The sequence below is a fragment of the Polaribacter sp. M10 genome (assembly GCF_054968445.1).
On the sequence record NZ_JBSSBG010000026.1, the window covers coordinates 1 to 25,960 of the forward strand.

A 25,960-nucleotide genomic window follows, 5' to 3' on the forward strand; every position below is an offset into this window, starting at 1 on the left:
AAATCAAGGTAGTTTTAAGAAATTGTTTGAATAAATCAGTAACACCACCTGTTTAAATACCAATTTTAAATGGGTGGGTATTAAACTCTTTACCAAGTTTACCAATCTTTCACCATGTAAAAACCACCTAAAACCCCTTCTATTGTTGAGGTTTACCATCTTTACCGCTTTTACCAACAGAGTATATAATAATTAATAAGCCTATCTATATTTTAAAAAAATATAATTCATATAATATATTTTATGTCAAATCTGGGGGAACTTTCTACTACTTATAGAGAGTAGACTACCTCCCCCAGATTTGACATTTTTTATTAAAGCAGAAAAAACAAAAAGAATTACTTCTTTCTATTTTTTTTTAATTCTCGAAAAATGAAACTACTTATCTTATCATAGATTCCCAAGCAAACCAACAAAGCCAATTGAAGTATTGTTTTCATTTATTGAATTGAAACTTTACTTCAATTCCGCTTTGCTTAAGAAATTTGTAATGGAATTTACCAGGGATCGCTACTTCAAAGGCTACTGTAGTTGATGAACTTCAAAGGTCTATTCCTAATTAATAGTAGTTCATTTACAACAATAAATCTTATTGATTTCCTGTTAACCTAAAAATCTTACCTCCATGAGGTTCAATAGTAGAAGTTAATGTTTTATTAATGATTCCTAAATCTTTATGAGCCCATAAGTCTCTTACTTTAAAATCTCCTCTAAGACCTTCAGATTCTAAAGTAAAGTTTATGTTTTTCTTCTTTTCTGAAAGATTAAATAAACCTATAAAAGTATCTCCGTTTTTTGGGTCTTTGGCAATCCAAACTGCACGTCCATTGTGTTTTATTACCTGACGATTATCTGTACTATGTTGATTTACATAAAGGATTTCTTTGTTCTGTAAGAATTTAATAATATTATCAGGAGTAGAAAGCAAATCACCTCCCATCATTAATGGAGATTTTGCCATAGACCATAAACTCATTAAAGTATAATGCTCTGGTATGGTAAAATTAGACATGCGTTCTGTTCCATGAGGTCTATCATCTAAAGATAATTTACCAATAGGCAACATATCTCCATCTGGCCAATGGTTCTCTCCTATAAATGGAGACCAAGCGTTTAAAAGATCAAAATTATGTTCTAAAGATTTCCAATTGTCCCAAAAATCACCGGAAATACGCCACATATTAGCATTTTCAGTAAGATGTTTTGCTCTAGAAACTGGAGCTTCTCCACAAGATAAACTTAACACCATTGGTCTTCCACACTGATCGATAGCTTTACGCATCATCTCTATTTCTTCTTTATGATAAGGAGGAAACATGGTGTCATCCGCTTTTATAAAATCTACCCCCCAAGATGCATATAATTTAAAAATAGAGTTATAATACTCTTGCGCCCCTTCTTTACTAGCATCTACACCATACATGTGATTGCACCAACCACAGGTATCAAAAGGTTCTGCAATATTGTCTGCTGTGGTATTGCAACCCATTATTGGAGTTTTATTAAAAGCAGCAACTCTATGAATTCCGCGCATAATATGAATTCCAAATTTCATCCCTTTGTTGTGCACATAATCTGCAATAGGTTTAAAACCTGCACCATTTGCTGCTGAAGGAAATCTTTCTACAGAAGGCAATAATCTACCATATTCATCCATAGTAGTATATTCTGGGTGTAATGGGCTACCATCATCATTATATCTAATATTAGGATGCCCTTTACGTCTTGGAGTTTCCCAGTTTCCTGGTTCTGGATGCCACCAAATGTAATCTATCACAGCATATTCCCATCCATATTCTAAAAGATTATCAGCCATATAATCTACAGTGGCTTTAAACTCTTTTTCGTTGATTCTACAATCATAAGCATCAAAACTGTTCCAACCCATAGGTGGTGTTTTTGCTACTATTGTTTTGGTTTCAGGTTGTTTATTTTCTGTTGACGCAACTTTTTCTTTACTTTTTTCTGCACATGCAAAAACAATAAGTAAACTAGCTAATACAATATATTTTAATGATTTCATTGATTGTTTTTTTGGTGATTAGAATTTAGTTTCAGCATTAGCATCAGTAGAAAATAATGATAGTAACTGATGTTCTGTATGTGCTTTTTTCATTTTTTCTGCTAATTCTTTAACTTTTTCAGGGTTTTGAGCAATTACATTGTTAGATTCGGATGGATCTTGAGCAATGTTATACAACTCTTCTACAACAGGTTTGTTTTGATCTCTTACGTTTAATTTTATATATTTCCAGTCTCCAACTCTAATAGCTTGCCTACCTCCTAATTCGTAAAAAGCCCAGTATAAATATTCATGTTCTTGCTGTTTATCATCTTCACCTACTAAAGTTGGTAAAAAAGAAACACCATCAACACCATCACTTGTATCTGCCCCCACAATATCTGCAAAAGTTGATAAGAAATCCCAAGTGGCAACTGGCCTGCTAGCTACAGAACCTGGTTTTACTTTTTTAGGCCATTTTACAATTAATGGCACTCGAATTCCTCCTTCATATAAATCTCTTTTGTCTCCTCTGTAAATTCCATTACTATCAAAGAATTTAGATTTATGACCACCTTCATTATGTGGTCCATTATCACTAACAAAAACAACAATGGTGTTGTCTGCAATACCTAATTCATTAAGTTTCGCTTCAATTTCTGCAACACTATTATCTATAATAGAAATTGTTTTAGCAAACCCTTTTTCTGGATTGGGCCAATCTTTATCTGCAAATTCGCCATAATTAGGAACTTCCATTCCATCACCTGTATAATAGCCAGCTTCATTATTTGCATGAGGTATGTTTAAACAATAATATAAAAAGAAAGGATTGTCTTTATTTTTTTCTATGTAATTGAGCGCGTCTGCTTGCAATTTATCGACAGCATAGGTAACTTTTTCTTTAGCAACGCCTGTACCTTCTTTCATGTCTTTTGGATAATCATAAGACCAATCTGTAACATTACCATTTAACGTTTCTTTTACACCATTTCTATACAAAAATTCAGGATAAAAATTGTGTGCATGCCACATGTTTACATATCCATAAGCATGATCAAAACCATTTCTAGCAGGGTCATTTGGTTCTGGGTGATTACCTACACCCCATTTACCAATTACTGCAGTATTGTATCCTTTTTTACCAAGCATCTCTGCAATTGTTTCTTCACTATCTTCTAATAGTTGACCTTCTGGACTGTTACCTCTTACAGAAGTGTGCCCTGTATGTTTACCTGTTAATAAAGCTGCTCTGGAAGGAGCACAAACTGTAGAACCTGCATAATGCTGTGTAAATTTCATACCGTTTGCAGCTAGTTTGTCAATATTTGGAGTTTGTAATGTTTTTTGCCCATAACTACTTAAATCTCCATATCCCATATCATCTACTAAAATGAATACAATGTTTGGATTTTTATTGGTTTCTTTTGCAGCAGTTTTTTTAGCTTTTTCTTTACAACTTGTAAATACTAAAAGAAAAATTACGATTGCTTTGTAAAAATGATTTTTCATGTTTTTATACCTAAAATTTTGTTTCAAAAATATACACAGCGTATTCATTTGAGTTTCTTTTTTGTTCGTTATTGTTGCTCATTCATATCAGAACAACATCTATTGTTTAAAAATTAATTTATTTTAATGTTTTTAGTTGTTTTTTTATCTAAAACTAAAAAATTTTTAAGGATAGTTTTTTTGGATCCATTGATAACTATATTTTCAAATAAAATATTTTCTACAGGATGTAATTCATCATGCCCCATGATTAAGCTTGGTATTTTTTGGTCGCCATAAAAATGGATGTTTTTAAATGTAAAATCAGAAAGCCTTCCTTTTTTTGGATTCCATTTACCCCATCTATTGGGTCTGGTTACCAAATGAAAAATACGCCATTTAGAGTTATCTATATTTATGTTTTTAATAACAAAATTACTGATATAAGCTTGTCCTCCATGAACAGCACAAAATACTGCTAAGTTTTCATTATCCCAATGATGTTCTACTCTAATAACTTCTATATTATCTACATTTATGTTGCTAAAATCTTTACTACCATTCCAACTTATCATAAAAGGAGCTCCGTTTTCTAATTGCCAAATCACACAATTTCTAACGCTTGTATTTTTTTGATATAATTTAATAGCATCATCATTAACTTTAAAAAAACAATTTTCAATTAGAGTGTCTTCACCCGCAGAAATACCATCTGTACTAAACCACCAACCCATCATTTTTATATTATGCAGATAATGATTATTACCGCGTAAAGCAATCATGTATCTAGGTGAATGAACTATGGTAATTCCCTCAACTTCAACATCATTTGCGTTACGCATTTGTATCATATGATTATGTGTACGTGGTTCATAATCTTCACCAGATAAAATACCTCTGCCTTGTATTTTTATATTTTTTACATTATTTGCAAGTATTTGCCCTTTTACATAAGCACCACCTTCTATATAGATTAGAGTATTATCATCAACTTTAAAGTTATCTCCAATTTCATGAAAACCGGCTTCAAAATAAACCACATTTTTAGCTCCTTTTTTAGGGATATTTTTTTCTAAAGGATTCGCAAAAATGAGCAAAGGATGTTCTATGAAAATTCCTTTTTCAAATTCAACCGAAAAATGACCCGATTTTTTTATGCTAAAGCGAATTGTATTTTTATCGAGAATAGTAATAGCTATGTTAGAACTGCGAGGTAGAATTTGCGCAAAATCAATTTGTTTATATAAAACCGTTACCTTAACTGTAACTTCACCATCAAAAGAAAAATTAACCCAAGACGTAGATTTAGAGTTGTTTGTAGTATGCATTGCATTCATTCCGTACACAAAAGTTGGCTTTTTTACCGCATTTTGAGAAAGTTCAACTTTATAGTATGGTGATTCAAAAATATAAGGATTACTGTCACTAATATTTGGTGCTGCTTTGTAGGTTACAATCTGAGAATTACTTACAGATAACACAAAAAAACTGAGTATAACTAAAACGTTTTTAATCATTAAAATTAAGTTTTTGAGAGGTTCCTTTGGGGTTTATTACTGTTAAATGCTCTCCATTGATACTAACTGGATCTATACATAAATAAGGTTCTGAATATTTTTCTGAACTATGATACGCATTAAAATAATTGCCATGAAATCCTTTAAAAATTTGATTGCTAAAAATAACTTGAGTAGGAGGCGCATATCCATTTTTTTCTGGATAGGTATTTTTTACTTTTAAATCTGCTTCAGCTTCTAAAAATGTATAAATTGGATTGTTTTTACTCCATTTCCAAGTTCCTAAAGGATGCTTTGCAGTCATATGAAAAACCTTTACTACATACCCACCATAAAACTGAGAAAATAACATATGATACACATCGTTTACTTTGGTTATCTGAGGTGCGTCTAAGTATTTATAATTTTTACCTAAAGTTTTTGGTCCTAATAGCTCTTTTGGTTTGCTTTTTAAAGTGGCAGATTCTAAATCTATTTCAGCAATAAAAATACGACCATCCATATCATAGGTTAAGAACACCTCATTTTTGTTTACAGCCGTTAAACTACCATGATTGCATTTTACAATTGGAGCTTTAGTATTTATTACTTTATATTCACCAAATAAACTGTTGCTTACAGCAATTCCAAAACCAGTTTTTTGATACGCATTTTCGGCATTATTTCTATTATTAAACGTAAAGTAGAATTTGTTGTTTATTTTTTTGATTTCTGGAGCAAACCAACCATCATAGTACCAAGCATTTTTAGGAACACTATTTATATCAATAATTTGATGTTTCACTTTCCAATCTTTTACGTTTTTAGATTGATGTAAAACAGGTCCTTCAAATTTTTTAAATGGATTTTTATACACTGTACCTACTAGAAAATAATCATTCTTTTCAGAAAAAATGAATACGTCTTTTATACCGTAAGAATTTATCTCAGATCTGATGGGGTTTGACCATTCTAATATTTTCTGAGAGCTATCCTTTTCTACAACTTTGCAACTGTAGCAGTAAAACAGGAAACCTAAAATAAATTTAGCTAGTTTTTTTATCATCTAAAAATCTTTATAACAAAGAACCAGTTTTTACATATTATACTTTTGTTCTGTAATACTTTGTATTTGCTGTTTTGGTTATTTTTAAAGATTTTGTTCCAAAATAGCCAATTTAAAAACCATAAAAACAATTTGAAGTAGTATTTCAAGTGTAATTTTGATTGTTTTAAAATTAATGATCTTGAAAACAAAAATTTTCTTTTTACTAGTTATAGGTTCTATTTTTTTTGGATTTAGTCAAAGCAATTCTAAACCTAATATTTTATGGATATATGTTGAGGATTTAAACCCTGTTTTGAGCAGTTATGGCGAAACCATTAATCCAACTCCTAATATTGATAAATTAGCAAAAAACGGCGTGCTTTTTAAAAAAGCGTTTACCCCTGCTCCTGTTTGTTCTGCTGCACGTTCTGCAATAATTACAGCAACAATGGCCACCACTTATGGTACACATAACCATCATTCTTCAAGAACGGTAGAAGATGCTATTTTTTTGCCTAAAGGCGTAAAAACCATTCCAGAACTTTTTAAAGAAAACGGGTATCATACTTTTAATCATGGTAAAGACGATTACAATTTTATTTACAACAGAAAAGATTTGTATAATGATGAAATTAGTTTAGATTTCTGGTACACTTTTGCTGGATCTGGAGATTGGTTAGCACCACTTTCTAAAAACAAACCTTTTTTTGGTCAAATTCAACTAAATGGTGGTAAACATGGTTTGGTGCAAACGTATAAATCCATCAAAAACAAAATTACTCCCATTGATAGAAAATTGGTAAAACTACCACCTTATTATCCTAATTTACCCTCAGTTCATGAAGATTTTGCAAAACATTATGATGCTGCAAGATATACAGATATAGAAGTTTCAGAGATTATAAATCAACTAAAAAACAAAGGTTTACTAAACAATACCTATGTTTTTTTCTTTACAGATCATGGTTATAAAGGTATAAGACACAAGCAATTTTTATACGATGGTGGTACACACATCCCTTTAATAGTGGCTTATTTTGGTGAGAATTCTCAAATTCAAAAAAACGAAATTCGAGAAGATTTAGTATCGGGTATAGATATTGGTACAACCTCTTTAACACTGGCAAACATTAAAATTCCAGAAAATATGGAAGGTAAAAACATGTTTGATGCTAATTTTAAAAGAGATTATGTAATAACCACTAGAGATAGATGCGATTTTTCTATTGATAGAATTAGAGCTGTAAGAACAGACAAGTTTAAATATATTAAAAATTATATGCCTCATCGTTCTTACACGCAACCTGCATATAGAGATAGAAGAGCAGAATTTGTGGATATAAAAAAGGCTTTTGAATCAGGGGCATTAACTACAGTTCAAGCTAAATATTGGTTACCAACTAAACCAGAAGAGGAATTGTATGATTTGGAAAACGATCCTCATGAAATTAACAATCTAGCTGATCATAAAAACTATAAAAAAGTATTAAAAAAGCATAGACAATTACTAGAAAACTGGTCTAAAACTTATGGTGATAAAGGAGCAGAACCTCAAAACAAATATTCTCTAAAATTTATTTACGATAGATGGGGAGAACGTTGTGTAAATGATGAATACGATGCTATTAAAAACCTAAGAATTAAAAACACACCCAAAAGGAACTTAAAAAAATAATTGAATGAAAAAATTACTTTTTTTTATATTTCTATTTGCGCTATTTGGCAACAGTTTTGCACAAGTAAAAACAACTATTGTTAAAGCTTTTGACTATGAAAATTGTATTGCTTTAGAGAACAATATTGTAAAAGTAATCTTAGACCCTAATGTTGGCGGACGTGTTTTAAGCTATACACTTAATGGTAAAAATATCTTATTTGAAAACCCCAAATTAAATGGAAGAACTTGGAAACAAGGAGCTCCAAGATTTGAAGTTAGTGGTGGTAGATTTGATATTGGTCCAGGATCAACAACTCCTTTTAGAGCAAGTTTTTTTAACACTTGGAAAGGTGAAATTACAGGAAAAAACTCAGCAAAATTAACAAGCCTTAAAGACACAGTTTTGGGTGTTCAATTGATAAGAGAATTTTATTTAGATGAAAATTCATCTAAATTGAGGTGTGTACAACACATCAAGAATATTAGTAATAAAAAACAATCTTATGCGCATTGGAGTAGAACATTTGCTAAAGGTGGAGGTATTTGTTTAGTGCCATTAAATCCAAATAGTAGATTGCCTAAGGGATATGCTATTTATCAATATAAAACTTCTTTGATAGATTTTAATCCACCAGAAGAAGAGGCTTTACGAGTTCGTGATGGCATTTTAGAAATGTTAGACACACCAAAATATCCAAAATTTGTAATGGACAGCAACCAAGGTTGGATTGCCTATAACACTAAAGATGATTTACTTTTCATCAAAAAATTTGAAGCCAATGAAAATGCTATTTATGGAGATATGATGAACAATCAAGTATCTATATGGTATTACAAAGATGAAAAATGTGAAATAGAACCTATTGGGCCTTTAGAAACTATTTTACCTGGAGAAATGGTAAGTTTCACAGAAAACTGGTGGCTTTTAGAACACAAATATCCAGCAGATAAAAAACTTGATTTACAAAAAATAAAAACGATTTTAAAAACCTTAAAATGAAAAAAAACACAATTTTAAATTTGATTATGATCTTAAGTGTTGGTATTGTTTTTTCTCAAAAGAAAAACTCCAATACCAAACCTTATCCTTATAATAATCCAGTAATAAAACACATGTACACAGCAGATGCATCACCACATGTAATGCCAGATGGACGTGTTTGGATGGTAACCTCTGTAGATCATGAAAATGGTGGAGGTTATAGTACAATGCACAAATACCACACGTTTTCATCAAAGGATATGGTAAACTGGGTAGATCATGGAGAAGTGCTAAATATTTATGATGTAATGGGTAAAGATAAAGAACCTAAAGGAGAAAATTGGGCACTTTGGGCGCCAGACATGGTCTATTATGAAGGCAAATATTACCTTTATTTTCCTGTTAGAATTGTATTAGGTAAAGACGGTGGTGAAGGAAAGCGTAAAGTAAAATCTTACATCGCAGTTGCTGTAAGCGATTCACCAGATAAAAAGTTTACTGTAATTAATGCTAAAATTGAAGGCACAAGAGGTATTGATCCATCAGTATTTATAGATGATGATGGGCAAAAATATTTGTATTATGGGCAACACATGGGCGCAAAATTAAAAGACAATATGAAAGAGTTAGATGGTAAACCTGTAAAACTAAAAGTTGATGACCATCGTTTTATGGAAGCTATTTGGATGAATAAAAAAGCTGGGAAATACTATTTATCTTATCATTCACATTATGACAAACCTATAGACCCTAATAATCCTGATGATTTATTTAGAAGAAAATCTAGGTTAGATTATGTGGTTGGCGACAATCCTTTAGGGCCTTTTGAATACAAAGGGATTTTAAATTACGAATTAGGGGTAAATGTAAATGAAGGTCCAAAATTACCGGGCAAAAACTATGTGCCTTGGCGTTTGTATCAATCTAATCATGGAGGTATAGTAGAGTTTCATGGGCAAGAATATTTATTTTACCATACATCTGCATTATCTTCTTGGAGACAAGATGAGTTTAAAGGTCCAGGAACTTGGACACAAAGATCTGTTTGTGTAGATAAAATTGTATATGACGAGTCTGGTACCATAAGGCCTGTGCAACAAACATTAAGCAGTGTAGAGCCTGTAAAGGTAAATCAACCTTATGAAATCAATTTAAAAATAAAAAACAAAAAAGTAACTAATGATGTTTTAAAATTCGAAAACATCAATTTAGGAACTGGATATTACTATGCAGGTTTGGAAGTAAAAGGAGTGCAAAAAACTGCAAAATGTGAGATACGTTTAGACAATCCAAAAGGGAAGTTAGTTGGAACCATCATCATAAAAAAAGACGGAATTTATGAAACCTTTTTAAGAGAAGCCAAAGGAAAACGAAGCGTTTATTTGGTGTTTAAAGATGCTGAAAACATAAAAGTAAAATCAGCCAAATTCTTTGCAGGATCACCAAAATAAATATTTTTCTGTTAATCTGTATTATTAAAAAAACACTTTGTGTACAATAACACATCAAAAGTGATCTTTTACGCTAATCAAAAATTATTAGATACTCTAATTTTGAATAAAAACAATAAAAAAATGAAAAGAGTACTACAACTTTTAATTATATTTTGTACACCTATTTTATTCGCGCAGCTGAAACACTATGATTGGCCTACAGATACAGGTCAAGCAGTTCTCTCAGACAAATATGAAGTATATGTTAAACATGGTTCTGATCCAGAAATACAATTAGAGGTTTTAATGTCTAATGCAGACCCTAATGATATTCAATATGATGGGCAAACAGCTGCCTTAACAGGCAGAACATTTTCTTATGCTAGTGTTTCTTATAATGATATTACAGGCTCTGGATTAACTTTTAGGGTTGTTAAAACTTTTGGAGGAACTTCTACAAAAGCTGAAATAGCACCAAAAAGCTATAATTTATCACCAACAGTTACATCCAATCAAGTAGTTTTTAATGTTAACGCTAACAATAAATACATTTCAATTAATTTTGATGATGATGCTAATGAAACAAATCCTCATAACTGGATAAAACACATGTTGATGATTTCCGTAGATCCTCCAGAATTTGATGCGCCAAATCCTAATGATGCTGGTGTTGTTGTTTACTCGAACACGCTACTGCCTAGTACACTTAGAAATGCAACTACAATCTATTTTCCTGCAGGATACCATAATTTAAGAGATTATCAATTTGAGACTGATGTTATTGATCAAGATGGAATCATTTATTTAGCATCCAATAAAAAAATGTACCTAGAAGGCGGTGCATTTGTTGAAGGTTTAGTAAGTAGAACTGCATTTAACACCTCTAATCAAAAATTATTTGGTAGAGGCGTTTTAAACGGTCGCCAATATGAATGGCAGGATGGAAATGGAAATAAACCTTATGGAGAAATTGTACGACTTGGTGAAGGTGCACAAATAATAGGTGTCCATCTTTTAGACACACCTAAACACGGTATTGTTGGTAGAGACGATATGTTAGTAGAAAATATAAAATTTTTAGGATGGCACGCCAATAATGATGGAATTAGAATTGGTTCTGGCAGTGAAATTAGAAACAGTTTTATGCGCTGTGTAGATGATTTCTTTTACAATTATAATAATTATGTACACGATTGTGTTTTTTGGGCAGGCCATAATGGAGCTATTTTAACTTATGGTTGGGCCTCTATAGATACTGGTTCTTCCTTTTTTGAAAACATAGATATTATAAATCCTGAATGGAGAGGTTTAGGAAACAACAACAGTTTGATTGCTGCTCAAGTAAACTTAGATTTTAATGTCATAGATTATGGTACAGGAGTTACAACAACGACTTTTAAAGATATAAGAATTGAAGGTTCAATACCGGGATTAACCAATTTAAAACCTCGATCTTCTGGTAATGGCATTCCATCCGCAGAACAAGTTCCTGCATCTACACTAGGTTATTTGGGAGATGTGCATTTTCAAAATATTACTGTAGAATCTCAATTTGAAAGAGGTAGAATAAGAGGACAAGCTAATGCTACCTCTGGAGGAGCAACTTACTACACTAAAAATATAAATTTTACCAATGTAAATATAGGTGGTACAAAATTAACAGAAGCCAATAAAAACATTTTCTTTGATATTGATGAAAACACAACACAAAACATTACTTTCGATGCAGATGATGGCTCAGGCGAGCAAACTACCTACACAGAAACTTTTAACAATATTTCATTAAACAACGTTTTAAACGATGCTAATAACCCCGGCTTAACTGCTACTGATTTTGATAAAATTTCTCCAGGAGATGGAGAGTGGTTTACTGTACAAGGCTTTGGTGTTACAGATTTTGGTATTCAAAGTACAGGGGGTAATCCTCAATACTATGTAAGTAGAGTTAGCTCTTCGAAATTTGCGAGAGCTTTTGCCTATGTTTATAATAATAGCGATGACTCAGTAACTGGTATATACGATTTAGGTTTTGACTACTTTTTTAATTCATCATTTTCTAACACTTCAAATGAACGTTTTGGTTATCGTATTTATGGCTTAACAGAAAACACTGTTTTAGGTAGTTTTCCACTAACAAGTGGTAGCGGTTTTTTTGGTGATAATAATGCCACAGGGTATAATAATGGTGGAGATGAAATGCAGCTTATTGGTCATACTGAACTCCCTATTTCAGACGATTGGACAAACTCAGGAAGTATTGCTGTAGATTTTGGTACGGCAGGTACTTACAAATATATAATTGTAATATTTGGTCAAGTTTTTGGAACAGATCAACAAAACCCCGAAACATTATTTGGTGTAGATAATGTGGTAATACCAACACAATCAAATCCACAAGTATTATCTCTAGAAAACAATAATTTACAATCAAAATTTTCAGTGTATCCCAATCCTGTTAGCAATATTCTTAATCTTACAAATATTGAAGGAGATTTTTCTTTCAAGGTATTTGATATCACAGGTAAGATATTGCTAAATGGCACAAGAAAAGCATCTAACAAAATTGATGTAAGTTCATTAAAAAAAGGACTTTATTTTTTAGAAATCTCTTCCGAAACAATAAAAAGTATCAAGAAAATAGTTAAAAATTAAAAACATAAAGTTAAAATTTCTTATGAGAAAAAATATTTTAATAACATTAATGTTTTTTAGTAGTTCTCTGTTATTTTCACAATTAACACATTATGATTGGCCTACAGATCAAGGAGAAGCTGTTTTATCAGATAAATACCAAGTTTTTGTTAAACATGGTTCAAATCCAGAAGAAGAAGTAGAAGTCTTAATGTCTGAAGCAGACCCTAACGATATTCAATATGGTTTTAAAACAGCAGAACTTACGGGAAGAACATTTTCTTACGCATCTATTGCTTACAATAAAGCAACAGGATCTGGTTTAACGTTTAGAATTGTAAAAAAATTTGGAAACATTTCTAACAGTGCTGAAATAGTTCCTAAAAGTTATAATATCTCTCCATCAATATCAAATGGAGAAGTTAGTTTTAGCCTAAATGACAACAATAAGTTTATATCTGTAAATTTTAAAGATTCTGAAAATGAAACAGCAAATGATAAATGGATAAAACACATGCTTACCATATTTGTGGATCCTCCAGAAACAGATGTTCCTAATTTAAATAGTTCTAGTGTAATTACTTATAGTAATTCGCGTCTTCCTAGCACCTTACAAAGTGCTGGTACTATTTATTTTCCTCCTGGATATTACAACTTAAAAGATTATCAGTTTAATGGTTCAATTATAAACGCAGATGGTGAGCTTACTTTACAAAATGGTCAAGATATATATATTGCAGGAGGTGCTTTTGTAGACGGATTAGTCTTAAGACAAGGTTTTAATAATACAGGTCAAAAAATCTATGGTAGAGGCGTTTTATCTGGTAGATTGTTTCCTTGGCAAGATGGACAGGGCAATAAACCCTACAGACAAATTATTGAAATGGGGAAATTTGCAGAAATAAATGGCGTTCATGTTGTTGACTCTCCACTCCATGGAATTGTCTCTCCAAATAATATGACTATTACAAATTTGAAATTTTTAGGATGGCATTCAAATAATGATGCAGTAAGAGTTGGTCAGGATAGTGAGATTAAAAACAGCTTTATAAGAGCTGTAGATGATTTTTTCTACAACTTTGACAATTATGTACACGATTGTGTTCTTTGGGCAGGTCATAATGGAGCTATTTTAACTTATGGTTGGGGTGGTGATGGCGGAAACACCTACAATTCTGGAGCATCAACTCTTGAAAATATAGATATAATTAATCCAGAATGGACAGGATTAGGGAATAATAATGGTTTAGTGGCTTCTCAAACCGGTTTAAATTATAAACCTTTTGCTTACAATAATTCTAGTACATTAACTACTTTAAAAAATATTAGAATAGAGGGTACTATACCAGGTCTATTAAATTTAAAACCTAGATCTGATGGAGGCACACCAAATGCAGTAAAAGTACCACAAGCCAATTTAGGGTATCTAGGAGATTTACTATTAATGGATATTACAGTAGAAGGCCAATCAGGTAAATCTAGAATTAGAGGTCAGAGAAATGCTACTACTACTGGCAATAGTACTTATTTCGTTCAGAATGTTACAATGACAAATATTACCATTAATGGTAATGAGCTAAATAATATAACAGCTCCTGTTTATTTTGATATAGAGGCTGCTACCACACAAAATATTAATTTTGATATTGGTACAGGTTCATCAAATTCAGAACTAATAATCGAAGATTTTTCTGATACATCTCTTATACATTTACCAGATGTAGTAAGTGGTGCAGCTGGTGCAAATCAGAGGGGTATTACAAATGACGATATAGCAACAATAACGCCAGGAACAGGGAAATGGTTTGCTGTAGACACTTGGGGTGGTTCAGAACCATCAGAATACGACTTTGATATTCAATCCTCAGGTGGTAATCCAGATGCATTCCTTTCCAGAACCTCAACATCTCAATTTGCAAAAGGTGTTGCTTATGTATTTAATAATACAAATGGAGATGCCTTTGGTATTTTAAATATGGCTTTTGATTACAAGTGGACAGCACCTAGAAGTGAAGACAGATTATCTTACAAAGTGTATGGTATTCAAGACGATGAAAATAATGGAATAGAAGATTATATTAGATTAACAGGTGGTTCTGGTGCTTTTGGAGATAATGATGCCACAAAATATGTTGGTAATGATGGTTCAGAATTAGCAGGAAATAACGAACTAGGAGTAGCAGATAATTGGACAACAGAAAACTTTGCTGTAGATGTAACAGGTTATGAATATATAGTTATTGTTTTTTCAGGTGCTTTTGGCACTGCAATAAACCCAAATAATGAAAATATAAAAGACGTTTTTGGAATAGATAATGTTAGCGTTCCAAAAAATAGTACACTATCAACGGAAAGTTTTGATGTAACAAATGATGTGTTCGTATATCCTAATCCAGTTAACGATAAACTTACTATTAAAAATACTCAAGGTAATTTTTCATACAAAATATTTGACATTTCTGGAAAACTTATCCAACAACATCAAAATACAAATACACAAATGATAGAGGTAAATTACTTAAAAAAAGGTGTTTACTTTTTAGAAATTATCAAACAAAAAAACAACATAAAAATTATAAAAAAAGTAATTAAAATTTAGAAGAATTTTAAAAAAAATAAAATTAATTATTACCAAACAAATCAAAACTTTAAAACACCTTTTAAATAAGGTGTTTTTTTGTGATTTTAACAGTTTAAAACAAAAAAACAAATTAAAAAGTCTTTTAAAACAATTGTTTAACAGACTCATACATACTTTTATAGCACTTATAATTATATATAAAAACTTTTATTTATGAAAAAAATTACTTTATTAGCTGTCTTTATGGTTGCAGCATTAACAAACGCACAAACTTATACAGAAAATTTCGAAAGTGTAGGTATTGGATCAGCTCCACAAAATGGTGCCGCTGAATATGGTTTAACTCAAACACAATTAAATTTAGTTGCTGCTGGAGACGGAGAATGGTTTTCTGTAGTTACAGGTGGTCAAAAAGATTTTGGAGTTGTAGATGAGGCAAACGGAAGTGATGGTAAATATGTATCTCGAGTATCACAAACTCAGTTTGCAAGAGGTTTGGCTTATGTGTACAACAATTCAGACAATTCAGTAACAGGCAGTTTTACATTAGGATTTAAATATTTTTTTAATACAGAGTTTGCAGCTACAAACGAGAGGTTTGGATATCGTGTTTGGGGTGTTAGTGGAGATTTAGTAAATGATCCTGATAATGCTGTAATAGATTACTTTAAATTAACAAGCGGAAGTGGTAATTTCGGTGATAGCAATGCTACTAACTTTACGGATGGTAGTTTTACACTTACTGTAACAGATTTAACAGGAGGTCATCAAGAGTTACCAACATCAGATTCTTGGACAAGCTCTGGCGATATTGTTGTAGATTTCGGTGCTGCAGACACTTATAAGTATATTGTTGTAGTTTTTGGTCAAGTTTGGGGTGGAGATGGTTCAACAGACCATACTGCTAAATGGGGTTTAGATGATGTAATATTACCTACACAATCTAACCCACAGGTTTTATCAACAGACAATATTACAAAACAAGCGTTTTCTATATACCCTAATCCTACAACTGAATTTTTAAACATTAAAAATTTAAATGGAGCATATTCATATTCAATTAGTGATGTTACTGGTAAACAAATACAAGCTCAAAAAAACAAAACAACTAATCAAATTAATGTTCAATCTTTAAATAGCGGTCTATATTTATTAGAAATTATTGATGAAAATAATTCAAGATCAGTTTCAAAATTTGTTAAAAGATAAATACCTTTAAAACTGTTTTAAAAAAGTCTAAGTAAATTTACTTAGACTTTTTTAATGAATAAATATTATTTTTTGAAACATTTGAACAATGTTTACCATAACCTAGTTCTTTTAAAATCAAATACCACTATTATTAAAAAATTCATATTAAATTGAATAAAACGCTTTACTTCCATTCATTTGGGACTATAGCGTTTTTTTTTAGATCAAAAACGCTAAACCTAAAATAGGTTAAAAATTAAATTTGTTTTTCTATTTTGAGCAACTCAAAAAGATAATTTTAGCGTATTTGAACATTTAACTTTAACTTACTACACCTTATGAATAAGTACATTTGTTTCTTTAGATATTTTTTCTTGATTTTTATTTCTTTTAATGTCTTTTCTCAAGAAAATTTAAATTTTAATAAAATTCTTCATGAAAGAGGTTTGGCTCACTCAGATGTTACTTCTATCATTCAAGACAATCAAGATTTTATCTGGTTTGGTACTTTAGGAGGTTTAAATAGATTTGATGGACATGACTTAAAAACATATTCAAATCAAAACTCACCATTTGAAAGTATATATAAAAATAGAATCCAAAAAATTATTCAATCCAAAAAACTACTTTGGTTGGTCACAGAAGGAGGTGTAGAATGTTTTAATAAAATTAAAGAAAAATATCTTAATCTCGAGTGGAGGTTTAATGATAATTCATCCTTAGAAAACACAAAATTATCATCTGTTTATATCTCTAAAAATAATATTTTGTATGTACTTTCAGACAAATACTTCAAGGCATTTCAAATTCAAAAAAAAGAAGATGGATCATTAGTTTTAAATGAAAAATTTTTGAAAGGTGTTCAAGAAAACACCAATTATGTAGACATGCAAGAAGACTCTAATGGATTACTTTGGGTGGTATCTAACAAAGGGTTGTTTAATGTAAATGAAAATATAGGAAATATTGATATTAAAAAAATTATCGTTCAAGGTATCGTTAAAAACTACCAGCAATTTACAGGTATTTCTACTCAGGAAACGAATTACCTACTTTTAGGTACACAAAACGGATTTATAAAAGCAAACACTTCTGTTTTTGATAAAAAAGAACAGAAATCTGTTTCGGCAACTTACTATCAAATAAATTTTCCTGTTTTAAGCGCAAATATTATTCCGGACGCACCATTTTTTGTAAGTTCATTTCAAAAAGGATTAAATAAAAATTATTGGATTGGAAGTACTTATGGCTTAGTAAAAGCAACGTTAAAAGGTAATGAATATAATTTTACTTTTTTTAATGAAAACAATTCAAATTTGTCAACAAGTACAGTTGTAGGCTTGTTAAAAGATAAAGCTAATTGCTTGTGGGTTTCTAACTATGAAGGTGGAGTTTATTATCTAGACTTAGGAAAAAAAGGTTTTAAATCTATAGTTCATAACCAGAATTCAGAGAATTCAATTTCAGAAAATTATGTTAGGGCAATAGTAGAAGATAAAAAAGGAAATGTTTGGCTAGGCACAGAAAAAACAGGTTTAAATTACTATGATTTTAAAAACAATAAAGTAACTAAATTCAAGCAATCTAGTGATCCTAAATCACTATCGAGTAATAAAGTAAGAAGTTTATTAATTGATCAAAAGGACAGATTGTGGGTGGGTACTTTTGAGGGGATTAACATCTATTCAAAACAACAAAATTCATTCTTTAAAATATCGTCAGATAAACCAGGAAACAAAGGACTTTCACAAAAAATAATTTTTAGTATGGCCGAAGATAAATTTGGCAATATTTGGGCAGGTTCTTGGGTAAATGGTTTAAATAGAATTCGCTATAACAACCCAAATGATTACGAAGTTGAAAAAATTTACAAAAAAAAAGGCGAAAATTATGGACTATCATCAAGCGTTATTACTTTTATTTATGCAGATGATTTTTACCCAGAAGTTTTAGTAGGCACAAATAATGGGTTAAATCATATTTTTTTAAAGGAAGATGGTAGTATAAAAGAAATTTTACATTACGAAGGAAATGAGTCGTACAATAAATCCATTAGTTCTAATTGGGTTTGGCCAATTGTAAGACAAAATGATTCTATTTTTTGGGTGGGAACTTTAGGTGGCGGCTTAAACAAACTAACTGTAAATTCTAAATTAAAAAATGGTTACTCAGCAAAGCACTATTCTATAAAAGAAGGAGCATCATCATCAGATATTGAAACCATTTTATTAGATGCAAAGAAAAACGAATTATGGCTTGGAGGTAAGGGTATTTCTAGATTTAACATAGAAAAAGAAACCTTTATCAATTACGATAAAACAGATGGTTTAGTAGGGAATAGCTTTAAAGTTGGGGCTTCTTGTAAAGGTGATAGTGGCCGATTTTATTTTGGTAGCACAGAAGGGGTAAGCTATTTTTATCCTAATGAAATACAAACCAATAATTTTGATACAAATGTAGTTTTAACCAACTTATATGTAAATAACGAATTAGTAGAAATTGGCGATACAGATTCTGATCATCAAATTTTTAATCAAACGTTTAACACATTAGATGAAATAGAATTAAATCATTTAGAAAATAATTTTCAGATACAATTTTCTTCATTGCATTATGCAAACCCAAAGAGAACACAGTTTAAATATAGATTGATAGATTATAATAAAGATTGGATTTTTACAAACTCAACAGATAGAAAAGCTAGCTATTCTAATTTACCTTATGGAGATTATTTGTTTGAAGTTAGTGCTACAAATAATGATGGTGTTTGGTCTAAAAACATTAAGCAATTAAAAATAAAAATATTAGCACCTTGGTGGTTTACAAATTTTGCTCTAGTATGTTATGCACTTTTATTCTTATTAATTTTACTACTAAGCTACTACCTAATAATCAGATGGTTTGGATTAAAGAAAGCGTATGAAGTATCCGTAATTCAAGACCAAGAAAAAGAAAAGCTATATCAATTAACAGGGCAGTTTTTTACAAATATTTCTCACGAATTTAAAACCCCATTAACATTGATTTTAAATCCTTTAGAAAAATTGATAAACGAAAGTGATATCAACAAGTATAAAAAAGAAAAGTACTACCAACTTATGTACAAAAACGCAAAACGTTTGTTACGATTAATTAACGAATTGGTAGATTACAGAAAAGTAAATTCAACTGCATTTAAGTTAAATGCAAAACCTTATCATCTAAATCCTTTCTTTGAAGATATTAGAGAATCTTTTAAATCAGCCATAGAAAAAAAAGAAATTAACTACAATTATATCAACAATTTAGAGTCAGATAAATTACAATTTGACAGAACAGTTTTAGAAAAAATAATTTTCAACATTCTTGGAAATGCTATAAAATTTAGTCCAGAAAACAGTAAAATTACTATTAAATTAAACTCAAAAGACGAAGAGAATCATCATGAGAAGTATTCAAATGTAAAACATATTAAAAATGAATTTGTGGCTAATTCTTACATTTATATGTCTATTGAAGATGAAGGAAAAGGAATTGATGAAGTATCTATAATGCATATTTTTGATCGGTTTTTTCAAGGTGATAACAATGCAGATATCCAAGGCTCTGGTATTGGTTTAACATTAGTAAAAAGTCTGGTAGACATTCATAAAATGAATCTCTCTGTTTATAGTGAAGAAGGTGTAGGAACTAAATTTGTAGTAGAAATTCCAGATATTGATTATAGAGAAATCTTTGGTTATGCTAATAATCATTCATCAGTAAAATTATCTAAAAGTGCTTTGAGTCCTTTAATTCCTAATGATGATGTAGAAATCAATAGCAAAGTAGAATTGTTCGAAAACTTCACAAAACCAAAAGTTTTATTAGTAGAAGACAATGTAGAATTAAGGGGTTTTATTAAAGACGATTTTGATGCTGATTATCATATAATAGAAGCTTCAAACGGAGCAGAAGCTTTAGAATTATTAGATCAACATCAAATTCAGGTAATAATAAGCGATATAATGATGCCTATTATGGATGGTGTTTCATTCTGTGCAGAAGTAAAACAAAGCGAAAAGTACAGAAACATCCCTTTTATTTTACTATCTGCCAAATACAATGTACAAAGTCAAATTGAAGGAGCACAATCTGGAGCAGACATATACTTATCGAAACCTTTTAGTTTAGAAGTACTAAACTTAACAGTACTAAACGTGTTAAAATCTAGAAAGCTAATAAAAGAATCTTCTTTAGAAAAAACTTTTGAAGAAGCTAGAAAAAATGTACAAGGCAATTTAGAAGATGAATTTTTAAAACAAGTAATAGATTGTATAGATGATCATATTGATAATGTAAATTTTGATGTTGTAATGCTATGTAAATTACTAGGTGTTAGTAAAACAAAACTATATGCTAAAGTAAAAGCAGTTACCTCAGAATCTGTGGGAAGCTTAATAAGAAGTATAAGACTAAAAAAAGCTGCTCAAATACTTTCTAGTACAGATTTAAATGTGATTCAAGTAATGGATAAAGTAGGTATTCAAAGTCAATCTCACTTTACCAAAAGCTTCAAAAAACAATTTGGTGTAACTCCGTCTGAGTTTGTAAAAAATCTTAAAACCAAAGCTTCATAACCCAATTAACTTATTACGTACAGTTTTTTGAGTTGCTCATTTGTATTTTAATTGCAGACCTCATTTTTTTAGGTGTTTTAAACAAAACCACTAAACATGTTGTCAAATGAGCAACTTAAATAGTAGGTCTAAAAGATACATTTGCTTCAGTATTTAAATGTATTAAGATGCCAAACAACTGTACTTTTAAGAGTTATTATTACTTAAACAAGTTTTTTAACATAACTCTAGTATTTCTTTCAGTATCAATCTTTCTTATAAGTTGTGTTACTAAATCTAAAAAAAATAGTGCTAATAATGATGACCTAGTTCTATATCCTGCAGTTAACGGTTTAGAAAAGGTACATGGTTTATCGGAATCAACAAAGTTTGATGTTAAGGTTAACGGCCAAGACGCTTTTGTATATCATACCAAAGAAATAAAAGACAAACACGAACATGTAAAGCAACTCAAAAGCGTTTCTTACAAAGGTGTTTCATACTTGAACTTTACCTTTGAAAGAAGTGTAACAATAGATATATGTGCATTAGGAAATACTGTTTTTGATTGGGCAGTTTTACCAGATAAAACCATTCAAAAAGATATAAATAATAATCTTTTAAAAATAAACATCAATAAGCCAGAAAAATTTGTAGTTACTGCAAATATTAATGGTGAAGAACACGCTATAATAATAAGTGCAGAAGCACCAGAAAAATTCATCCCATCAAAAAATGATAATGGCGTTTTATTCTTAGAACCTGGTGTGCACAAATTTGGACAGGCTTGGGACCCTTTTGTAAACGGAATTCATACAGTATATATTGCTGGTGGTGCTGTTTTAGAAGCTACTATAAAATCAAAAAACAAAAAAAACGTAAAATTATTGGGTAGAGGTATTCTCTCTCAATCTTTTGTTACCCACGCAGAAGAATCTTCTGAAGATAAAAATTATCGTGAAGAAGAATGGGATGCAGATTGGTTAGGTGTTGTTTTTATTGATTCTGAAAATATAGAAATAGAAGGAGTTGCCATTACAAGCAGTCCTAGTTATCAATTAGAAATTGCCAACTGTAAAAATGTTTCTATAAAAAATGTAAAACTCTGTGGTTTTGGAGAACACAACAACGACGGTGTTCATACTTATAGCAAAAACGTAGTCTTAGAAGATTCATTTATTGCAAGTAATGATGATAGAATTTGCATCACAGGTTTATATGATGCAGAAAAAGGTAATGATAATATTCTTTGGGATGGTACTAATGAGTTAAAAGGTACTCCAGTGTCTAACATCACTATTAGAAATATGGTGTTCTGGGGATTAGATAATAATGGAGGTGATATTATGCTAACATGGAATGGTGCTGATTATGCTAAAGACATTTTAATAGAAAATGTAGTGAGTTTAGTACCAACCAATAAAGCATTTATAGCGGCAAGACATGGTGGCAGTGCAGATATTAATAACCTTACCATTAAAAATGCAACCTTATATCATGGTAATTTATTCGATATTGAAATTGCAGATTCAAATTATCAAGGCGCAGGTGGCGGAAAATTGAGAAATCTATTATTAGAGAATATTACCATTCAAGCAAATATAGCAGATATAGGAAAACAGTTAATTGGAGAAAGCAAAAGCAGCAATATTGAAGGAATAAAATTTAAAAATATTGTTACAAAAGAAGGGGTTTTAAAAGATGTCTCTCAGCTAAATATTAGTTCTAATGAGTTTGTTTCAGACCTAAAAATTATTGAATAATTCTTATGGAAAATCAAGCATTTGTTTTAGAAAATTTAGATTACGTAGCATTTATAGGATATTTTATTCTTTTAAGTTTTATCGGTTATTGGTTTGGTCGAAAAAAAAGCACAAGTTCAGCTGAATATTTTTTAGCTGGTAGAACCCTTCCTTGGTATGTTGTAGGTAGCTCTTACATAGCCTCAAACATTAGTACAGAACACTTTATTGGTTTAATTGGAGCTGCAGTAATATATGGTATTAGTGTTGCTACAGGAGAATGGAGTACAGTAATTGCATTTACTTTTTTAATATGGTTATTTATACCATACCTATTAACTTCAAAAGTATATACCACTCCAGAGTTTTTAGAAAAAAGGTTCAGCAAAACCATACGTCGCATATTTGCAATTGTGTCCATTTTAGCAAATATTTTTGCTTTTATGGGCCCTGTAATATATGGAGGTAGCTTAATACTAACAGAATTTTTTAACATAAGTGCTGTAAATGCCTGTATTATTATAGGTATCACCACAGGTGGATGGGCAGTTTGGGGAGGTTTAAAATCCGTAGCTTTTATGGATGTACTAACCATTTTAATAATGATTTTTGGTGGACTAACTGTTACCTTTTTAGGCTTAGCGTATTTGGGTGAAGGAAAAGGGATAATCAAAGGATTCTCTGTAATGGTTGATGTAAATACAGGTAATGTAGATTGGGCTAAAAACTGGATTTCAGATAATGTTCCTAATATTCTAAAAGGAGCAGAAAAAGGCGATGAATACAGCAGATTGTCTGTAATACAACCATTAAATCATTACTCAAATCCTTGGACACACTGGGTGTTTAGTTTCTTTTATATTGGCTTGTGGTACACAGTTGTTAATCAAACCATGGTGCAAAAAATATTTGCAGCAAAAGACATGTATCATGCAAGAGGTGGTATGGTTTTAGCAAGTTTTTTAAAATTGTTATTACCAGTAATAGTTGTAATTCCTGGTTTAATATTCTTTGCAATGAAACCAGATTTTTTAACCTCTGGAGATTGGGCCTTACAAAGTGATGCTGCCAATAAAACCTACATTCAAATGATTAGTATTTTAGTACCTACCTTCTTAAAAGGAATATTATTAGCTGCATTATTTGGTGCAATTCAATCTACAGTAAGCTCTGTCTTAAATTCTACATCTACTATGTTTACTATAGATATTTATCAAGAAATCTATAAAAAAGACGCTTCTTCAAATCATTATGTAAAAACAGGTAAAGTTGTTGGGGCAATTTTTTTAGCAATTTCAATTGTGTTCGCTATCATTTTAGCAACTGTAACCAAAGTAAACCTATTTATCTTAATACAAGCATTATATGTGTTTATAGCCCCCCCTTTTTCTGCCTTATTCTTGTTAGGAATGCTATGGAAAAGAGTTGGTGGTAAAGATGCATTAGTTACTGTAATTGCTGGTTTTGCCATGGCAGGTTTTTTAAAATTTTTAGAGTTTGGGATGTTAGCAGATTCCGCTTCAGAATTCGCAAACTTTATAAAACCTTTTGCAAATCAAGGTTTAATAACATGGGTATTTTCAATGATGGTTTGTATTATTTCAAGTTTAATAACACCAAATCCAGATGAAAGTCAAGTCTCAAAAGATTTAACGTTTAATATTAATGGTAGTGCGTTAAAACAAGGTTTAGGCACAAAATGGTATAATAAAATTTTTACTTGGTGGATGTTAAATGTAATTATTTTAATCATCATCATTTTAATCTTCTCTGTTGTTCTTAATTAGAAAAAATATAATTTAATGTTTAGAGAAAAAATAAAAAATAGAGCATTAACACCTCCTATGGGTTGGAATAGTTGGGACTGTTTTGGTACTAATGTTACTGAAGAAGAGGTAAAAGCCAACGCTAAATTTATAGCAGAAAATTTAAAACAATATGGATGGGAATATGTTGTAGTAGATTTAGGTTGGTATGGTCCAGAAATTAACAATCATAATTATAAAAACGAAAACATTCCACAACTAATTGATGCTTATGGACGATTAATTCCAGATACAAAACGTTTTCCTTCTGCAGCAAATGGCAAAGGATTTAAACCTTTATCAGACTATATCCATAATCTTGGTTTAAAGTTTGGCATTCACATTATGCGTGGAATTCCTATACAAGCTGTAGACGCAAAATCACCTATAAAAGGAACAACCACCACAGCAGATGTTATTTCTTATAATAGAGAAAGATGTCCTTGGTTCAATAGTTTAAGAACCTTAGACTTTACCAAAGAAGGCGCTCAAAAATATTACGATTCCATATTTGAATTGTATGCAAATTGGGGGGTAGATTACATTAAAGCAGACGATATTAATGCATGGTCAGAAGTAAATAGAAGTAATGGATCTCCTACAGGAGAGGGATCTCCTTATAGAATTGATGATATAGAAGCTATGGCAAAGGCCATTGATAATTGTGGTAAAGAAATTGTGTTTAGCATTTCTCCTGGAGGACCAGAAACTACCATTATTAACCATTTAAGAAATCATACAAATCTTTGGCGTATTTCTGCAGATTTTTGGGACGAATGGGGTTCTCTAAAAGCACAAATGAATCGTTGTTCTATTTGGGCACCTTTTGTAACAGTAGGCCATTGGCCAGATGCAGACATGCTGCCTTTAGGCGATTTACCTAGAGGAGAGTCTGGTGGAACAAACAGAGTTTCTAACTTCAATGAACAAGAGCAATACACTTTAATGACTTTATGGTGCATATTCCGTTCACCATTGATGTTCGGAGGTAATTTACCAAACACAAATCAGTTTACCATCGATTTAATTAGCAATAAAGAAGTGCTAGAGGTAAATCAAAATAGTTGGAATAACAAACCTGTTTTTGAAAGTGATAATGAAAAAATATGGACTGCTGAAAATGAAAAAGGAACTTATGTAGCCTTTTTTAACCTTACTGACAAAGACAGAGAAATTAGCATATCTCTAAAAGAATTAGATCTTAAAGGAACCTACTTTATTAGAGACTTGTGGGCAAAAGAAACAGAAAGAAGCTCTTCTGATAGTATTACAACAAAAATAGCACCACATGGTGCAAAAATATATTTGATTTTTAAATAATGAG

Annotated in this window: 14 protein-coding genes; 10 read left to right on the forward strand and 4 right to left on the reverse strand. The window is 30.9% G+C overall.

Annotated features, from left to right (window positions below; all coding sequences use genetic code 11):
- Nucleotides 1-589: 589 nt before the first annotated feature.
- The 4 genes from ACWYN7_RS16045 to ACWYN7_RS16060 form a co-directional block, all read right to left on the reverse strand.
- Nucleotides 590-2,023, reverse strand: coding sequence for a glycoside hydrolase family 27 protein (locus ACWYN7_RS16045; protein ID WP_462860991.1), 1,434 nt, complete (start codon nt 2,021-2,023; stop codon nt 590-592).
- 18 nt (nt 2,024-2,041) lie between these two features.
- Nucleotides 2,042-3,514, reverse strand: coding sequence for an arylsulfatase (locus ACWYN7_RS16050; protein WP_462860992.1), 1,473 nt, complete (start codon nt 3,512-3,514; stop codon nt 2,042-2,044).
- A gap of 113 nt (nt 3,515-3,627) precedes the next feature.
- Entirely contained in the window at nt 3,628-5,010 is a 1,383-nt protein-coding gene (locus tag ACWYN7_RS16055; RefSeq protein WP_462860993.1) for a hypothetical protein, read from the reverse strand.
- Nucleotides 5,003-6,055 (reverse strand): family 43 glycosylhydrolase, encoded by a 1,053-nt coding sequence (locus ACWYN7_RS16060; RefSeq protein WP_462860994.1) that lies wholly within the window; start codon nt 6,053-6,055, stop codon nt 5,003-5,005. Before ACWYN7_RS16060 ends, ACWYN7_RS16055 begins: the two co-directional genes overlap by 8 nt.
- Nucleotides 6,056-6,236: 181 nt before the next feature.
- Here ACWYN7_RS16060 and ACWYN7_RS16065 point away from each other — a divergent pair, with 181 nt between their 5' ends.
- From ACWYN7_RS16065 to ACWYN7_RS16110, 10 genes are all read left to right on the forward strand, one after another.
- Entirely contained in the window at nt 6,237-7,712 is a 1,476-nt protein-coding gene (locus ACWYN7_RS16065; protein ID WP_462860995.1) for a sulfatase family protein, read from the forward strand.
- A 4-nt stretch (nt 7,713-7,716) separates the two neighbouring features.
- Entirely contained in the window at nt 7,717-8,694 is a 978-nt protein-coding gene (locus tag ACWYN7_RS16070; protein ID WP_462860996.1) for a hypothetical protein, read from the forward strand.
- Nucleotides 8,691-10,127, forward strand: a complete 1,437-nt coding sequence (locus ACWYN7_RS16075; protein WP_462860997.1) for a family 43 glycosylhydrolase — start codon at nt 8,691-8,693, stop codon at nt 10,125-10,127. The genes ACWYN7_RS16070 and ACWYN7_RS16075 overlap by 4 nt, the downstream gene beginning before the upstream one ends.
- 123 nt (nt 10,128-10,250) lie before the next feature.
- Nucleotides 10,251-12,761, forward strand: coding sequence for a T9SS type A sorting domain-containing protein (locus ACWYN7_RS16080; protein WP_462860998.1), 2,511 nt, complete (start codon nt 10,251-10,253; stop codon nt 12,759-12,761).
- Between the two features lie 22 nt (nt 12,762-12,783).
- Nucleotides 12,784-15,339 carry a T9SS type A sorting domain-containing protein gene (locus ACWYN7_RS16085; protein WP_462860999.1) on the forward strand — a complete coding sequence of 852 codons (2,556 nt, stop codon included), beginning with the start codon at nt 12,784-12,786 and terminating at the stop codon, nt 15,337-15,339.
- Nucleotides 15,340-15,534: 195 nt separating this feature from the next.
- A complete protein-coding gene (locus ACWYN7_RS16090; RefSeq protein WP_462861000.1) occupies nt 15,535-16,530 on the forward strand; it encodes a T9SS type A sorting domain-containing protein in 996 nt (331 codons plus the stop codon).
- 320 nt (nt 16,531-16,850) lie between these two features.
- Nucleotides 16,851-21,110, forward strand: a complete 4,260-nt coding sequence (locus ACWYN7_RS16095) for a hybrid sensor histidine kinase/response regulator transcription factor (RefSeq protein WP_462861001.1) — start codon at nt 16,851-16,853, stop codon at nt 21,108-21,110.
- A 167-nt stretch (nt 21,111-21,277) separates the two neighbouring features.
- On the forward strand, nt 21,278-22,852 hold the full coding sequence (locus tag ACWYN7_RS16100; RefSeq protein WP_462861002.1) for a glycosyl hydrolase family 28 protein: 1,575 nt from the start codon (nt 21,278-21,280) through the stop codon (nt 22,850-22,852).
- A 5-nt stretch (nt 22,853-22,857) separates the two neighbouring features.
- Entirely contained in the window at nt 22,858-24,618 is a 1,761-nt protein-coding gene (locus ACWYN7_RS16105; RefSeq protein ID WP_462861003.1) for a sodium:solute symporter family transporter, read from the forward strand.
- 15 nt (nt 24,619-24,633) lie between these two features.
- Complete coding sequence (locus ACWYN7_RS16110; protein ID WP_462861004.1) at nt 24,634-25,956, forward strand: glycoside hydrolase family 27 protein; 1,323 nt, start codon at nt 24,634-24,636, stop codon at nt 25,954-25,956.
- The last annotated feature ends 4 nt before the right edge of the window (nt 25,957-25,960 follow it).

Excerpts from the sequence above, each read along its gene's own strand:
- ACWYN7_RS16085 (WP_462860999.1), top strand. The coding sequence starts at position 12,784 with ATGAGAAAAAATATTTTAATAACATTAATGTTTTTTAGTAGTTCTCTG.
- ACWYN7_RS16060 (WP_462860994.1), bottom strand. The coding sequence starts at position 6,055 with ATGATAAAAAAACTAGCTAAATTTATTTTAGGTTTCCTGTTTTACTGC.
- ACWYN7_RS16050 (WP_462860992.1), bottom strand. The coding sequence starts at position 3,514 with ATGAAAAATCATTTTTACAAAGCAATCGTAATTTTTCTTTTAGTATTT.
- ACWYN7_RS16075 (WP_462860997.1), top strand. The coding sequence starts at position 8,691 with ATGAAAAAAAACACAATTTTAAATTTGATTATGATCTTAAGTGTTGGT.
- ACWYN7_RS16110 (WP_462861004.1), top strand. The coding sequence starts at position 24,634 with ATGTTTAGAGAAAAAATAAAAAATAGAGCATTAACACCTCCTATGGGT.
- ACWYN7_RS16070 (WP_462860996.1), top strand. The coding sequence starts at position 7,717 with ATGAAAAAATTACTTTTTTTTATATTTCTATTTGCGCTATTTGGCAAC.
- ACWYN7_RS16080 (WP_462860998.1), top strand. The coding sequence starts at position 10,251 with ATGAAAAGAGTACTACAACTTTTAATTATATTTTGTACACCTATTTTA.
- ACWYN7_RS16100 (WP_462861002.1), top strand. The coding sequence starts at position 21,278 with ATGCCAAACAACTGTACTTTTAAGAGTTATTATTACTTAAACAAGTTT.
- ACWYN7_RS16105 (WP_462861003.1), top strand. The coding sequence starts at position 22,858 with ATGGAAAATCAAGCATTTGTTTTAGAAAATTTAGATTACGTAGCATTT.
- ACWYN7_RS16095 (WP_462861001.1), top strand. The coding sequence starts at position 16,851 with ATGAATAAGTACATTTGTTTCTTTAGATATTTTTTCTTGATTTTTATT.
- ACWYN7_RS16045 (WP_462860991.1), bottom strand. The coding sequence starts at position 2,023 with ATGAAATCATTAAAATATATTGTATTAGCTAGTTTACTTATTGTTTTT.
- ACWYN7_RS16090 (WP_462861000.1), top strand. The coding sequence starts at position 15,535 with ATGAAAAAAATTACTTTATTAGCTGTCTTTATGGTTGCAGCATTAACA.
- ACWYN7_RS16055 (WP_462860993.1), bottom strand. The coding sequence starts at position 5,010 with ATGATTAAAAACGTTTTAGTTATACTCAGTTTTTTTGTGTTATCTGTA.